Annotated in this window: 9 protein-coding genes; 7 read left to right on the top strand and 2 right to left on the bottom strand. The window is 64.3% G+C overall.

What is annotated here, in order from left to right:
- Positions 1-16: 16 nt before the first annotated feature.
- Positions 17-1,861, top strand: coding sequence for a glycoside hydrolase family 35 protein (locus tag AC1G9L_RS07225; protein WP_481070578.1), 1,845 nt, complete (start codon positions 17-19; stop codon positions 1,859-1,861).
- 489 nt (positions 1,862-2,350) lie between these two features.
- Here the strand turns inward: AC1G9L_RS07225 and AC1G9L_RS07220 are convergent, their stop codons facing one another.
- Positions 2,351-2,950, bottom strand: a complete 600-nt coding sequence (locus AC1G9L_RS07220; RefSeq protein WP_019800004.1) for an XAC0095 family protein — start codon at positions 2,948-2,950, stop codon at positions 2,351-2,353.
- A 485-nt stretch (positions 2,951-3,435) separates the two neighbouring features.
- On the opposite strand from AC1G9L_RS07220, the gene hsdR reads away from it, so the two are divergent.
- The 4 genes from hsdR to AC1G9L_RS07200 all read left to right on the top strand — a co-directional run bounded on the left by hsdR (position 3,436) and on the right by AC1G9L_RS07200 (position 11,065).
- Positions 3,436-6,909 (top strand): type I restriction-modification system endonuclease, encoded by a 3,474-nt coding sequence (gene hsdR / locus AC1G9L_RS07215; protein WP_019800016.1) that lies wholly within the window; start codon positions 3,436-3,438, stop codon positions 6,907-6,909.
- 88 nt (positions 6,910-6,997) lie between these two features.
- Positions 6,998-8,200, top strand: coding sequence for a DUF4172 domain-containing protein (locus AC1G9L_RS07210; protein WP_019800017.1), 1,203 nt, complete (start codon positions 6,998-7,000; stop codon positions 8,198-8,200).
- On the top strand, positions 8,197-9,735 hold the full coding sequence (locus AC1G9L_RS07205; protein ID WP_019800018.1) for an N-6 DNA methylase: 1,539 nt from the start codon (positions 8,197-8,199) through the stop codon (positions 9,733-9,735). Before AC1G9L_RS07210 ends, AC1G9L_RS07205 begins: the two co-directional genes overlap by 4 nt.
- A 16-nt stretch (positions 9,736-9,751) precedes the next feature.
- A complete protein-coding gene (locus AC1G9L_RS07200; RefSeq protein ID WP_481070577.1) occupies positions 9,752-11,065 on the top strand; it encodes a restriction endonuclease subunit S in 1,314 nt (437 codons plus the stop codon).
- An 18-nt stretch (positions 11,066-11,083) separates the two neighbouring features.
- Here the strand turns inward: AC1G9L_RS07200 and AC1G9L_RS07195 are convergent, their stop codons facing one another.
- Positions 11,084-11,437 carry a JAB domain-containing protein gene (locus tag AC1G9L_RS07195; RefSeq protein WP_481070576.1) on the bottom strand — a complete coding sequence of 118 codons (354 nt, stop codon included), beginning with the start codon at positions 11,435-11,437 and terminating at the stop codon, positions 11,084-11,086.
- Positions 11,438-11,657: 220 nt separating this feature from the next.
- Here AC1G9L_RS07195 and AC1G9L_RS07190 point away from each other — a divergent pair, with 220 nt between their 5' ends.
- Together AC1G9L_RS07190 and AC1G9L_RS07185 are read left to right on the top strand one after the other, a co-directional pair.
- Entirely contained in the window at positions 11,658-12,089 is a 432-nt protein-coding gene (locus AC1G9L_RS07190; protein WP_019799657.1) for a hypothetical protein, read from the top strand.
- Positions 12,086-14,827 carry a hypothetical protein gene (locus AC1G9L_RS07185; protein ID WP_019799658.1) on the top strand — a complete coding sequence of 914 codons (2,742 nt, stop codon included), beginning with the start codon at positions 12,086-12,088 and terminating at the stop codon, positions 14,825-14,827. The genes AC1G9L_RS07190 and AC1G9L_RS07185 overlap by 4 nt, the downstream gene beginning before the upstream one ends.
- The last annotated feature ends 51 nt before the right edge of the window (positions 14,828-14,878 follow it).

The following is a 14,878-nucleotide window of genomic DNA, read 5'->3' as shown; positions in this document are numbered from 1 at the left end:
CCGGAAGAAACCCCACATGCTGCGCCGCTCCCTGTCCGCCCTTGCCATGTCGCTCCTGCTGTCGCTCCCCGCAGCCGCGCAGCCGACTCCAACCACCGCCTGGCCCGCCTTCACCACCCAGGGCGATCACTTCATCCGCGACGGCAAGCCGTACCAGGTCATTTCCGGCGCCATCCACTTCCAGCGCATCCCCCGCGCCTACTGGAAGGACCGCCTGCAGAAAGCGCGCGCGATGGGCCTGAACACGGTGGAGACCTACGTGTTCTGGAACCTGGTGGAACCGCGGCCGGGCCAGTTCGACTTCAGCGGCAACAACGACATCGCCGCCTTCGTCGACGAAGCCGCCAAGCAAGGTCTCAACGTGATCCTGCGCCCCGGCCCCTACGTGTGCGCCGAGTGGGAAGCCGGAGGCTATCCGGCGTGGCTGTTCGCCGAACCCGGCATGCGCGTGCGCAGCCAGGACCCGCGCTTCCTCGCCGCCAGCCAGGCCTATCTCGACGCACTCGCCGCCCAGGTCAAAGCGCGGCTCAACGGCAACGGCGGCCCGATCGTGGCGGTGCAGGTGGAAAACGAATACGGCTCCTACGGCGACGACCACGCCTACATGCGCCGCAACCGCGCCATGTTCGTCCAGGCCGGCTTCGACAAGGCGCTGCTGTTCACCGCCGACGGCCCCGACGTGCTCGCCAACGGCACCCTGCCCGACACCCTGGCCGTAGTGAACTTCGCCCCCGGCGATGCCAAGAACGCCTTCGAGACCCTGGCCAAGTTCCGCCCCGGGCAACCGCAGATGGTCGGCGAATACTGGGCCGGCTGGTTCGACCAGTGGGGCGAGAAGCACGCGGCCACCGACGCCACCAAGCAGGCCAGCGAATTCGAATGGATCCTGCGCCAGGGCCACTCCGCGAACCTCTACATGTTCGTCGGCGGCACCAGTTTCGGCTTCATGAATGGCGCCAACTTCCAGAAGAACCCCAGCGACCACTACGCCCCGCAGACCACCAGCTATGACTACGACGCCGTGCTCGACGAAGCCGGCCGCCCCACCCCCAAGTTCACCCTGTTCCGCGACGCCATCCAGCGCGTCACCGGCATCGCCCCGCCGGCGTTGCCCAAGCCGATCCGCTTCGCCGAACTCCCCGCCACGCCGCTGCGCGAATCTGCCTCGCTCTGGGACAACCTGCCCGCCCCGGCCGCCACCACCGACACCCCGCAGCCGATGGAGCGCTACGGCCAGGCCTACGGCTACATCCTCTACCGCACCACCGTCACCGGCCCGCGCAAGGGCAGCCTGTACCTGGGCGAAGTGCGCGACTACGCCCGCGTCTACGTCGATCGCACACTGGCCGGCAGCGCCGAGCGCCGCCTGCAGCAAGTGGCCGTGGACGTGGACATCCCCGCCGGCCCCCACACCCTCGACGTGCTGGTGGAGAACACCGGCCGCATCAACTACGGTGCCCACCTCCCCGACGGCCACGCCGGCCTGGTCGACCCCGTGCTGCTCGACGGCAAGCCCCTCACCGGCTGGCAGACCTTCCCCCTGCCGATGGACGACCCGAGCAAACTCACCGGCTGGACCACCGCCAAGGTCGACGGCCCCGCCTTCCACCGCGGCACCGTCAAGATCGGCACGCCTGCCGATACGTTCCTGGATATGCGCGCCTTCGGCAAGGGCTTCGCCTGGGCCAATGGGCATAATCTGGGCCGGCACTGGAATATCGGGCCGCAGCGGGCGTTGTATTTTCCGGCGCCTTGGCAGCGCAAGGGCGGCAATAGCGTGATTGTGTTTGATCTGGATGGTGTGGCGGAGGCGAGTGTGCGTGGGGTTAAGGGGCAGGTTTGGAGTACGCCCAGTAATTGAGTTACTCGCGGAGCGCGCCGCCGGGTAAAGCTAGATGGCGCGGCATAAAAAAACTTGTCTACAAATTGAGGCCGCTGCGAGCAGCATCCCCAAGCTCCGTGATCCTTTGCCTGATCGATGACGTGGACCGTGAAGCGGACCGCGCCGTCGAAAACCGACCGTCCCCCCCGCGCAGGCGGGGGCCCAGCGCCTTCCCACAGCAAAGGCGCAAGACACTGCGCCCCCTCCCCCTGGGTCATCCCCGCGAAAGCGGGAAGCGCTCCACAGCGGTCCGAAGGACCGATCATCCAAGGACTTTCGAATCGAACGCGGCGGCGCCCGTTCCCGCCTTCGAGAGCACCAATCGGATGTTCCGAAGACAACTTTGGCCTTGAGCAGGAACATTACGACGAAGAAGCCCCCTGAAACCCGCCGCGAATCAGCGCCGACCATGCAAGGCCAGTCAATCCAAGGCGAGACCTCCCTGCCCCACCCAACCTGCCTCATGGATCAGTGCAAGCGCTCGCCGCCCACGGCCTGCGACACCCGCCCCACCGCATAGACCGCCCGCTCCTCGCGCACATCGCTTTTCGGCAATGGATGGCGCAGCGGCTGGCTTTCAATCTGCGTCAGCAGCGTACGCACTTCGGCCACCGCATCGAAGATCACGTCGCCCATTTCGGGCGGCGTCTTGCCGGCGCGCTTGGTCGCATCGCCAACCGCCACCACCCGCGCGTGGGCCGAGACAGTCTCGACCAGCAGGTTGAGCCGGTCGATCTGTTCCAGCGTGACCCGGAATCCGCCGCCCGCTGCTTGCGTCACCTCGGCGATGGCATCGGGCCGGGTAACACCCGTCTTGCCGGTACGTTGCGCTGGGTAGGACACCTCGTCCAGCACCAGGTCCACCTGCTCGGCGAGCAGCTCCAGGCAGAATGCCAGTTCGCCCATGCGCACCTTCGGCTCGGCGGCACGCTCTTCGGCTTGCGTGCGCGGCTGCGCCATGCGGGCCAGGAACCTGACGTGGTCGCTCAGCCTCGCCAGCCGGAACTGGCTTTCCTCCGGCAGGAAATAGCCGGGCATGTCTTCGTCATCCAAACGGTCGTACGACATCGCTGCCTCCTCGTTCCATCGAAGTGACCCGTCCGCCGCGAACGGCGGACGGGAAGTCGGGAGGCTCGAAACCGCACACAGCCGGCGGGCGTATTCCCCTTGCGGGTGTTGTATTAGCCGCCCTCCCGACACAGGCATCGCGTCGGCTGCGCCCGCAAAGAAACATGCGGGCACAAAAAACCCACCGGTTTGTCGGAGGTGGGTACCGCTGTGTGCGGAGTTTCGAGGCTCCGTGGGTCGAGAATGCTACTGGCAACCAGCCACGTCAAGACGTCCTTACGCCAACGAACGGTTGATTGCCCGGACCTGCTCAAATGGATAAATAACGACAAAAACCATTCCTACGCCTGCCGATGGATGTAGCCAGATCGCGCGGCACGATCATCACCCTGCATCCAGGCCCGATACCCACAACACCCGGCGTGGCCTACTATTCGCATCACAAGATGCGATTGGCCGCCCTGCCCCTCAGTACGGATACGCGAGTGACTGTCGACAGCAACTTTTCCTTCCTGCAGGAACACGATCCGGTCTTCTTCAAACTGGCCTCGATGGCCGAGCAGGTCTTTGCCAGTGATCCCAACACCACGCTAATCAAGCTCCGGCAGTTCGCCGAAGCACTTGCGCAGGATCTCGCGGGACGTGCCGGCATCATCCACGACCAACGGACAACCCAGGCAGATCTGATCTACCAGCTCGCGCGCGAGCTACGCCTGGACCGGCGGATCCAGGAGCTGTTCCACGTGCTGCGGGTCGAGGGCAACAAGGCGACCCACGGCTTCACCACGCCACACCGCGAAGCGATGGATGGCCTGAAGGTCGCTCGCGACCTGGCGGTCTGGTATCACCGAGCCTTCGGCAGGAACGCCGCCGAATTCAAGGCCGGTGCTTTCGTGCCCCCAAAGGATCCAGCCGCGCCGTTGCGCGAAGTGCAGGCCGAAGTCAGTCGCCTCAGAGCGGAGCTGGATACCGCCCGCCAGCAACATGACCAGAGCCAGGCGCTCGCCGAACTCAAGGACCGCGAAGCCAAGCTCAACGCCGATCTCGCCGAAGCGATGGATGTCGAAGCGCGTGCGCAGTCGGCGCTGGCAGTTCAACGTGAAAAGGAACTGCAAGGGCTTCGCGAGGACTTCGAACAACGCATCGCCAACCTGCAACAGCCCGACACCGGCCGCCAGGCCGCCACCCAGCAGGTCGCCGGCGCCACCCAGCAGGCCAGCAATAACTTCGACCTCAGCGAAGACCTCACCCGCATCCTGATCGACCAACAGCTACGCGAGGCCGGCTGGGAAGCAGACTCGCTCGACCTCACCCACGCCAAGGGCATCCGCCCGGAAAAAGGTCGCAACCTCGCCATCGCCGAATGGCCCACCAGGGTGCCGCGTGCCAACGCCGACTATGTGCTGTTCGCCGGCCTCACCCCGGTCGCCATCGTCGAGGCCAAGCGCAAGCAGATCAACATCGCCGACCGGATTCCCCAGGCCGAGCGCTACGCGCGCGACTTTGTGATGCGTGGCGAGCTAGCCCCCGCCTACCCGGCCACCAGCTCGATCGCAGGCTGGGCCGATGGCCAGGGCGGCCATTTCCAGGTGCCGCTGGCATTCGCCTGCAACGGCCGTCCTTATATCAAGCAGCTGGCCGAGCAATCGGGCATCTGGTTCCGCGACCTGCGCTCACCTGCCAACCTTCGGCGACCGCTGCAGAAGTTCCACACGCCCGAGGACATCGCCGATCTGCTCACCCGCGATCGCGACCAGGCCGAGCGCAATCTCGCCAACGAAGGCATGGCCTACCTCAACCTGCGCGACTACCAGCAGCGCGCGATCGAGGCTGTGGAAGGCGCGCTGGCATCGGGCTCACGCAACTGCCTGCTGGCGATGGCGACAGGCACCGGCAAGACACGCACGATGATTGGCCTGATCTACCGTTTGCTCAAGGCCGAGCGCTTCCACCGGATTCTGTTCCTGGTCGACCGCTCCGCGCTCGGCACCCAGGCCACCGAGACGATGCAGGACATGCAGCTGGAGCAGAACCAGACGCTGGCGCAGATCTACAACCTCGATGGCCTGGACGATACCCGCACCGCCGATGAGACCCGCGTGCAGGTCGCCACGGTGCAGGCGATGGTCCGGCGCATTTTCCAATCCGATGACCCGCCACCGATCGGCACCTTCGACTGTATCGTCGTCGACGAGGCCCACCGCGGTTACACGCTCGACCAGGAAATGACCGAAGGCGAGCTGGCCGTGCGCGACCACGCGCAATACCTGTCGCAATACCGCCGCGTGCTCGATTACTTCGATGCCTGCCGTATCGGCCTGACCGCCACGCCGGCCAAGCACACCACCGAAATCTTCGGCAAGCCGATCTACACCTACAGCTACCGCGAAGCAGTGGCAGATGACTGGCTGATCGACCACGAGCCGCCCATCCGCTACACCACCGCGCTCGGCAAGAACGGCATCCACTTCGATCGCGGCGAGCGCGTCAGCGTCATCAACACGCAGACCGGCGAAGTCGACACCGCAGACCTGGAAGACGAACTCGACTTCAATATCGAGTCGTTCAACCGGCGTGTGATCACCGCGGACTTCGACCGGGTCGTCTGCGAGCAGCTCGCCATCGAACTGGACCCGGACGGCGAGGAAAAGACCCTGATCTTCTGCGTCAGCCAGCCCCACGCCGAACGCGTCAAGAACCAGCTGGACGAGGCCTTCAAACAGGTCCATGGCGATTACTACAACCAGGCCAGCGTCGCGGTGATCACCGGCAAAAGCGACAAGGTCGACCAGCTGATTCGCAACTACAAGAACGAGCGTTACCCCAATATCGCCATCACCGTGGACCTGCTGACCACCGGCATCGATGTGCCGCGTATCGCCAACCTGGTGTTCATGCGCCGGGTGCGCTCGCGCATCCTCTACGAACAGATGAAGGGCCGCGCCACCCGCCGCTGCGACGACATCGGCAAGACCGTGTTCCGTATCTTCGATCCGGTCGATCTGTACACTGCGCTCGAAGACATCGACACCATGCGCCCGCTGGTCAAGGACCCCAATATCAGCATCGAGCAGTTGGTCCACGAGCTCGGCCAGCAGCGCAGCTTCGATGCCCCCGGCAGCAACGGCGGCAGCCATGCCGACGACGCGCTCGACCAGTTGAGCCAGCGCATCATGCGCGTGCTGCGCAAGGCCCAGCATCGCGCCGAGCAGCGCCCGGATCTGCGCGACAAGCTCAGCGAGCTGGAAACCTCCTGGGGCGTGGCGCCGGCCGTGCTGCACACCCACCTACACAAGCTCGGCGCGCGCAATGCCGCCAGCTTCCTCCGCGAACACCCGCGCCTGGTGGAGCAACTGGGCGAAGTGGGCGTGCTGCTGGGCACCGACCGCTACCCGGTCATTTCCGAACACACTGACACCCTGCTCGAACGCGCGCAGAACTACGGCGTCAACGAAGCCCCGGCCGATTACCTGGACAGCTTCAACGCCTTCATCCGCGAGCAGATCAACCAGTCAGCCGCGCTCAGCGTCATCGTCAACCGCCCCCGCGACCTCACCCGTGCCCAGCTGCGCGAGGTGCGCCTGCTGCTCGACCAGCACCGCTACAGCGAGGCCCACCTGCGCGGAGCCTGGCGCGACAGCACCCAGCAAGAAGTCGCTGCCAGCATCATCGGCTACATCCGTCGCGCCGCGCTGGGCGAGGCATTGGTGCCGTTCGAGCAGCGCGTCGACAAGGCCATGCAGGGCATCTATGCCCAGCGCAGCTGGACGCCGGTGCAGCGGCGCTGGCTCAAGCGGCTGGCCCAGCAGCTGATACACGAGGTGGTGATGGACCGCGACACCGTACAACGCAACTTCAGCGGCGACGGCGGCGCCCTGCAGTTGGACCGCCTGCTCGATGGCCGGCTGGACCAGATCTTGGGCGATCTGGGCGAGCATCTGTGGGATCAGACCGGCTGAGTCGGTGGTTCACACTGGCATATGAGCCGATTAGCCGGGATAATCGGCTCATCCAAAGAGCCAATTAATCCAGCCAATCGGCTCACCAATGTCCAACCAAGTAACCGAACCCCGGCCTCGCTGGATCTGGCAGCAGCCCGACTGGCCTCGCTTCCACTGGCAGGCCAATGCCCTGGCGGCACTGTTGCGCGACTGCCAGCACGCCCACGGCCAGCTGCTGGGCATGGCCGGCGCAGTCGCCGGCGACCAGCAGGCCGCCGAAGCACTGGACACTCTGCTCTCCAACATCGTCACCTCCTCGGCCATCGAGGGCGAGCGGCTGGATGTCGGCTCGGTACGCTCCTCGCTGGCCCGCCATCTGGGGCTGGCCGAAGACAGCCCGCGCCGCACCACCGGCCGCAGCGAGGGGCTGGCCGAGCTGATGCTGGACGCCACCGGCCGCGCCGACGCCCCGCTGGACCTGCCCCGCCTGCTGCAATGGCACCGCTGGCTGTTTGCCGAACAGGACAGCCTGCTGCCCACGCGCATCCGCATCGGCGCGCTGCGTGGCGATGAACCGATGCAGGTCGTCTCCGGCCGGCTCGACCGTCCCACCGTCCACTTCGAAGCCCCGCCGCGCGACGGCCTGGACGCCCAGCTCGCCGACTTCCTCGACTGGTTCGCCAGCTCGCGCAACGACGCCACGCTGGACCCGCTGCTGCGCGCCGGCATCGCCCATCTGTGGTTCGTCACCCTGCACCCGTTCGACGACGGCAATGGCCGCCTCACTCGCTCACTCACCGATCTCGCCCTGGCCCAGGCGCAACCGCAGGCGATCCGCCTCCATGCACTGTCGGCCAGCATCCTCGCCGACCGCAGCGGCTACTACCGCAGCCTGGAAACCACCCAGAAAGGCTCGCTGGACATCACCGGCTGGCTGCGCTGGTTCCTCACCACCCTGCACGACAGCCTGGTGCAGGCACTGCACCGTATCGATCGGGTACTGGCCAAAGCACGCTTCTGGCAGCAGCATCACGCACAGCCGCTGTCGGCCGAACAGGTCAAGGTGCTCAACCGCCTGCTCGATGGCGGCGAGCGCGGCTTCGAACACGGCATCAGCGCCTCGCAATACCAGGCCGTGGCCAAGGTCTCCAAGGCCACCGCCACCCGCCACCTGGCCGACCTGCTGGAAAAAGGCTGCCTGCGCCGCCTGCCCGGCAGCGGCCGCAGCACCCGTTACGCCATCAACACGCCGGCCTCCAGCATCGCGCTGCCGGCCCGCACCACTTCAGAACAAGGCAGCACCCCATGACCCATAACGACATCGTCCAGAAACTCTGGAACCTCTGCGACGTCCTGCGCGACGACGGCATCAACTACAGCGACTACGTCACCGAGCTGGTGCTGCTGCTGTTCGTCAAGATGGAATACGAGCAGGTGCAGAACAATCCCAACTTCGAGCACAAGCTGCCTGAAGGCAGCCGCTGGCCGGATCTGAAAAGCAAGTCTGGCCTCAACCTGCTCAACCACTACCGGCAAATGCTGCTGAACCTGGGCCAGAGCAGCGATCCGATGATCGCGGCCATCTACGCCGACGCACAGACCCGCCTCAAGGAGCCGCGCCATCTGGAAACGCTGGTCACCGCGCTGGACGGGCTGGACTGGTTCAGCGCGCGCGAGGACGGCCTGGGCGACCTTTACGAAGGCCTGCTGCAGAAGAACGCCAACGAGACCAAGTCCGGCGCCGGCCAGTACTTCACCCCGCGCCCGCTGATCGACGCCATCATCCGCTGCCTGCAGCCGCAGCCCGGCGAAACTCTGCAGGATCCGGCCGCCGGTACCGCCGGCTTTCTGATCGCCGCCGATGCCTACATCAAGGCCAACACCAACGCTCTGTACACGCTCGACGACAAGGCCCGCCGCTTCCAGCAGCACAAGGCCTATACCGGCATGGAGCTGGTGCCCGGCACCCGCCGCCTGGCGCTGATGAACTGCCTGCTGCACGGCATGTCCGGCGAAGGCGCCGGCGTGGTCCAGCTCGGCAACAGCCTCGGCAATGCCGGCGCCGCCTTGCCCAAGGTGGACATCATCCTGTCCAACCCGCCGTTCGGCACCGCCAAAGGTGGCGGCGGACCCACCCGTGACGACCTCACCTACAAGACCAGCAACAAGCAGCTCGCCTTCCTGCAGCACATCTACCGTGGCCTGAAGCCCGGTGGCCGCGCCGCCGTGGTGCTGCCGGACAACGTGCTGTTCGAGGCCGGCGTCGGCACCGACATCCGCCGCGACCTGATGGACAAGTGCAACCTGCACACCCTGCTGCGCCTGCCCACCGGCATCTTCTACGCACAGGGCGTCAAGACCAATGTGCTGTTCTTCCAGAAGGGCGCCGCCGCCAATCCGCGCCAGGACACCGGCTGCACGCAGGCGACGTGGGTCTACGACCTGCGCAGCAACATGCCCAGCTTCGGCAAGCGCACCCCGTTCGGGCCGACGCATCTCAAACCGTTCGAGCAGGCCTACGGCACCGATCCCAACGGCGCCAGCCCGCGCACCGATGAAGGTGACCAAGGCCGCTTCCGTTGCTTCACCCGCGCCCAGATCGCCGAGCGCGGCGACTCGCTGGATATCAGCTGGCTCAAGGACGCCGACAGCGTCGATGCCAATAGCCTGCCCGCACCCGAAGTGCTGGCCGCCGAAGCGATGGCCGAACTCAGCGAAGCCCTACGCGAACTCGACGCGCTGATGCAGGCGCTGGGTGCAGGCGACGAAGCACTGGAGCAGAAGCGGCTGCTGGCCGAAGTGATGGGGCTGGAAGTGACCAGCGGCGAGGTGGAAGGTGAGTGAGTTGCCAGGTGGATGGATGGAGCTCAAGCTCGGCGATGTTGTCAATTACGCAGACAACACAACCGTGCAACCGGATGCAATGCAAGAAGACGCATGGCTACTCGAACTCGAAGACATCGAGCGCGACTCGTCACGCATTCTCGCCTACGAAACGGTCGGCAAACGCAAACCACAAAGTGCCAAAAACAGCTTCCATGCCGGCGACGTGCTTTACGGAAAGTTGCGCCCTTATCTCAATAAGGTGGTTCGCGCAGACCGCAACGGATATAGCTCAAGTGAAATTATCGCAATTAAGCCCAATCAGCTAGACAGCGGCTATCTATTTCACTACCTCAAATCGCCACGCTTCCGCGACTACGTACAAGCAGTGACACATGGCGTGAGAATGCCGCGCCTCGGAACAGAACAAGCAAAAGCTGCCCCGTTTCTGCTGCCACCACTCGCAGAGCAAAAGCGCATCGCGCAGAAGCTGGATGCGCTGCTGGCCCAGGTCGACACCCTCAAGGCCCGCGTCGACGCCATCCCCGCCCTGCTCAAGCGCTTCCGCTCTTCTATCGTTGAGAGCGCGACTCGTGGAAGTCTGACCAGCGATTGGCGGACTCTGAACTCGACTACTGATTGGGTCAAAACGGTAATTGGCGAACTTCTCAAGGAGAAGCCAAGAAACGGGTACTCGCCCAAGCCGGTCGACTACGAGACAAAAACGCGCTCTCTGAGCCTATCAGCCACAACATCGGGAAAATTCAGGCCTGAGTTTTCAAAATTTATTGCCGAAACCATTCCTTCCGACTCACACCTTTGGCTTGAGCCAGGGGACATCCTGATACAGAGAGCCAATACACTGGAATACGTGGGTGTATCAGCCCTGTTTGATGGGCAAGCTGGCAATTTCATTTATCCAGATTTGATGATGAAGTGCAGGGCCAAGCCGAGCGTCGCCCCGGCATTTCTTCAACTTGTTCTCAACTCGAAATCAGTGCGCAAATACTTTCGAGACAACGCGACTGGCACGGCGGGTAACATGCCGAAGATCAATCAACAGACGGTGGTGAGTGCTCCAGTGGCGTTGCCCATTATTGAAGAGCAAGTCGAAATCGTCCGCCGCGTCGAACAACTCTTCGCCTACGCCGACCAACTCGAAGCCAAGGTCGCCACTGCCCAGCAGCGCATCGACGCGCTGACGCAGAGCCTGCTCGCCAAGGCGTTCCGCGGCGAACTGGTGCCGCAGGACCCCGGCGACGAACCAGCCAGCGTGCTGCTGGAACGCATCCGCACCCAGCGCGCCGCCTCGCCCAAACCAAAGCGCGGCCGCAAGGCGGCGACAAGCTGATCCGATCCATCCCATCCATCAAAAGGAAGCGAACCCATGACCACATTCGACAGCAACAAACTGCCATTGAAAGACCTGCTCCAGCGTGCGAATGTCCACCAGCGCCAGCGTCTGGCGACGCCGTGAAGTCATCGCCTTATCGGCCGCGCTCGCTCGGTGCCCTCCGCTCGGATGGTTGTGGGAAACGATGACCGCGGCCGCATTGAGCCGTAGCGCCTGCTTCACCACCTCGCGCCGATGCACGTCCGCGGCGTCGACCGTGCCGTGGAGCATCTCCACGTAGTAGATCAGACGATGCTTTGTGTCCAGGAACAACACCGCGAAGACCTCGTGCTCGAAGCCGGCCAACTTGGCCAGCAGGTACTCCTTCACTGCCGCCGGCGAAGTGAATGCCCCCCCCCCCCCCCCCCGCGGATAGTCAGTACATCCGCACAAGTCTCCCCATCGGGCGACGTCCAGAGTCCGTGTAGGGGAAGTGCACTGTAACTCTGGTTTTGCTCTCCTCCACTACAGTTGCGCCACTCCGCATCCCAGCGTAAAACTCCAGCGCGAGGGCCATGATCGTGCCCGACATCCCGAAGGAGCGACAGACATGGACCTGCACCAGCACCCCACTTTCGACTGGCTGCAGTTCCCCGAAGGCCGCGCCCGATTCTCCGGCGGCGTACGCGGCATTGTCGACGAGCAGCGTCATGAGACGTTCGCGGTAGAGGTCGACGCAGCTGAATACTTCGGCGAGATCCAAAGAGCCTTCCTGCCCGGCGGCAACGACTACAACATCGAAATCGTCTCGTTCGGCTACGGCCGCGATGGCGACGTCGGCATGCACATGCCGGGAACCTGCCGCGTCTTCAGTATCCCGGAAGTCGGCAGGATTCAGACGCTGGCAGTGCGCTTGATCGAAGCAGGCATGCAGTTCAACGACCGTCCGTCGCTCCTGACCGAGTATCCAAATGCGCACTTCATGGGCAAGGTTCTTTTCAGGGATGGCTGGATCCTGACCGATGCGGAGCGTGTGTCATGAGCGACGACTACGCCAAGCAAATCGATCAGATAAAGCGCGCGACGTCGCTTGATGAAATTCAGGCCCTGGCGCGCCAGTATTCGGCCAAAGCCTCCGGCGATGGCGGCATCCTCTACAGCCGAGATATCGGCAATGTATCGTCCGAAACGATCGCCCTCGAACTGGCGGGCAAGACCGGCGAACCGATCATCAACAGCACCCCCAGGGCGCAGTTCCTTGGCAATAAACAGGTCGAAGCAGCCGCGCGGTCCACTGCCGAACGCGTCTTCGTCTCTCAGGGACAAAGCCTAGCCGACGCGGAAAAAGCTGCTGGCCATTTCCTCTACGGCGACGCCAAGGCTGCTGCGCGAAGCGCTACCTCCCTCGAAGGTTGCCTATGGGGGGAAGCATCGCAGGAGTTCGCTGCCTCGCTGCGGGGCGACATCAAGCTGATCGCAACCAATGCCAACGTGGAGCGCGTCTTCGGCAAGGTGGAATTGCCGACGGTGCTGGACAATCCCAACGTCAGGACATTGGGTGGGCAGCCGGTCGCTGCGCTGAAGCCCATATACGCGCGCCAGGGCGCTACCGATGTGCTGCCCATGGTGCAGGCGCAGTTCATTGAAGCCGCGCCCAAGGGCATCTTCGTCGCACCCGATGGCGCCGGACCGAAAGTCACGAAGGTCGCGATTTCGCGAGAAGCAGCCGCTACGCTTGGGGCAGATGCTGCCAAGTTCCCGGCCGCTGCCGAACTCAGCGCCGCCGGTCTGGCCCGCGCACCGTTGGGACTCGGGGCAGCTCCCGCGGCCTCAGTCGGAGAGGCCGCCGTTGCCGCAGAGGCGGTCGGCGCCTCTCGCGGTCTTTCGCCAGGCGTGCTATCGAAAGGTGCGACCGCGGTCGCAGTTGCGGCAGTGGCCTACGACTTCGCTACCACCGGCCATCAGGTGGTGAAGCTGGAAGCGCAGGGCAACACCATAGGCGCCGAGTCGGCCAAGACCCATTTCATCGGTCGCAATGTCGGTGGCATTGGGGGGGGCATCGCACTGGGTTTCGTGGCAGGTGCCGGATATGGTCTGGCGGGCGGCGCGGCGACTGGTCCAGGCGCACTTGTCACATCCGGCGTCGGCGGCGTCGTAGGAGGCGTCGGTGGCGCGTTTCTCGGGGAAAAATGGGCGCAGCAAAAGGACCTCGAACGTGTTTTCACGCAACAGGATCGGGACGGGAACACGTGGAGCCGCGACCCAAAAGATCCGAAAGGCACGTGGACGCGCGTCGCCGAAGCGCAACACATCACTGCGGAAACCCACATCGGCGCAGGCCGCACGACACCGACCTACGGCAAGGTTCGCTATGTCGCTGGAGACATGCTGGCGAACGAACTGAACTACAAGTCCGCCAACGCGTCCTATGAACTGGGGCTGGCAAATCTGTCCGCCGCGCAGAATCCCTACTCCATTGCACCTGGCAATGGCGACACGCGCAGCGCGGATGGCGAAGGAAACTGGGTGCGCGACGCCCACACCCATGCGTGGTCACGTACCGTGGTCGATCAGTACCTTGAGCATGGCATGACGGCCAGCCATGTGGAGACGGCCTCTCCTCAGCGAGCCGCCGAGCTGGATCACGCAGCGAAGCTGATCATCGCGCAGAATGCCACCAATACGCCCGCCGCGATCGCGGGCCGGTACCAGATCGCGTATAACCAGTTCGGCTGGAACCGGCATGGGGAAGTGCCTGTCGCCGCCCAGAATGCGAGTACCCAGACCGAATCGCTCGCCGCCTCCGACGGCCATACGTATACGCGCAACGCGAACGGTGAATGGATGACACCGGGGATGATCTACGGCACCAATCAGGCCAGCGGCAATGTGCGCGACGAATTGAACGAGGTGTATCGGAGCCAGCAAGCCGGGTTGCAGCAATACGCGGTCCTGGCAAACGAGGCCCTTGCGCATCCGACGCTACCGCAACCCACCCCGATGCGTAGCCTGGTGGCGCATGCCTACGCCAACGCGGGGATTGCGCGTACCGAGGCCGACATTGATGCAGCCACCGCGGCAGTCGCTCGCACGCACGCACAGGCCGGACTCGACAGAGATGGGCGTCCCTACTCCCTCACGCTGCAACCCGATCAGAGCACAGGACGGCCAGGGCCGAACAGCGCCATCGTCACGATGATGGACGATGGTCAGAAAGGACTCTTCTCCAATAGCAGAATGGTGCCGAAGGCCGTCACCACGGCGGAAGAAATCAAGCACGCGGCACAGCCGACCCAGAGCGAACGCTCGACGCCGGTCGGTCCCGCTAGGACACCCGACGCTGCACCGCATACGGAACGGCCGGCGGCTGTTACGCCCAACGCCACCACGGCCAATGGCGCAGGGCACGCTACGCACGGCGATCAGCAACCGGGGCCACACGACGGCCTTTCGTCGAACGACCAGACGATGTTCTACAAGCTCAGAGCGGCGACCCCGCGTGAGATCTCCGACGAGCACGTCGCCCATGCCATGCTGTTGAGCAAGAAGGAGGGCATCACGGACGCCACCAAGATTGATGGCGTACGCATGTCTGGCGATACCTTGTGGGTCGTCGGGACCACACCAGGCTTCAAGGTGTCGCTGGATACCCGCGAGCCGGCTCCCCCCTTGCACGAGACGTCGCAACACGCCCAAGCCTTCGACCGGCAGCAGGCACAGCAATTGGCATACGACGCTTCGCAACAGGAAAGGGTTGCCCGAGGAGGCCAAGTGGTCTGAGTTCATCGGCCATGAATTCTGTCAGAGACCGGTATGGCCAAAAAACGGGCC

The sequence above is a fragment of the Xanthomonas sp. NCPPB 1132 genome, assembly GCF_056629235.1.
Note: the sequence above shows the minus strand (reverse complement) of the source record. Positions and strands in the feature narration are given on the sequence as shown.

Bases quoted from the DNA above. Each gene is read 5' to 3' on its own strand.
- AC1G9L_RS07185 (WP_019799658.1), top strand. From the start codon at position 12,086: ATGAGCGACGACTACGCCAAGCAAATCGATCAGATAAAGCGCGCGACG.
- AC1G9L_RS07225 (WP_481070578.1), top strand. From the start codon at position 17: ATGCTGCGCCGCTCCCTGTCCGCCCTTGCCATGTCGCTCCTGCTGTCG.
- AC1G9L_RS07205 (WP_019800018.1), top strand. From the start codon at position 8,197: ATGACCCATAACGACATCGTCCAGAAACTCTGGAACCTCTGCGACGTC.
- AC1G9L_RS07200 (WP_481070577.1), top strand. From the start codon at position 9,752: ATGGAGCTCAAGCTCGGCGATGTTGTCAATTACGCAGACAACACAACC.
- AC1G9L_RS07220 (WP_019800004.1), bottom strand. From the start codon at position 2,950: ATGTCGTACGACCGTTTGGATGACGAAGACATGCCCGGCTATTTCCTG.
- AC1G9L_RS07190 (WP_019799657.1), top strand. From the start codon at position 11,658: ATGGACCTGCACCAGCACCCCACTTTCGACTGGCTGCAGTTCCCCGAA.
- AC1G9L_RS07210 (WP_019800017.1), top strand. From the start codon at position 6,998: ATGTCCAACCAAGTAACCGAACCCCGGCCTCGCTGGATCTGGCAGCAG.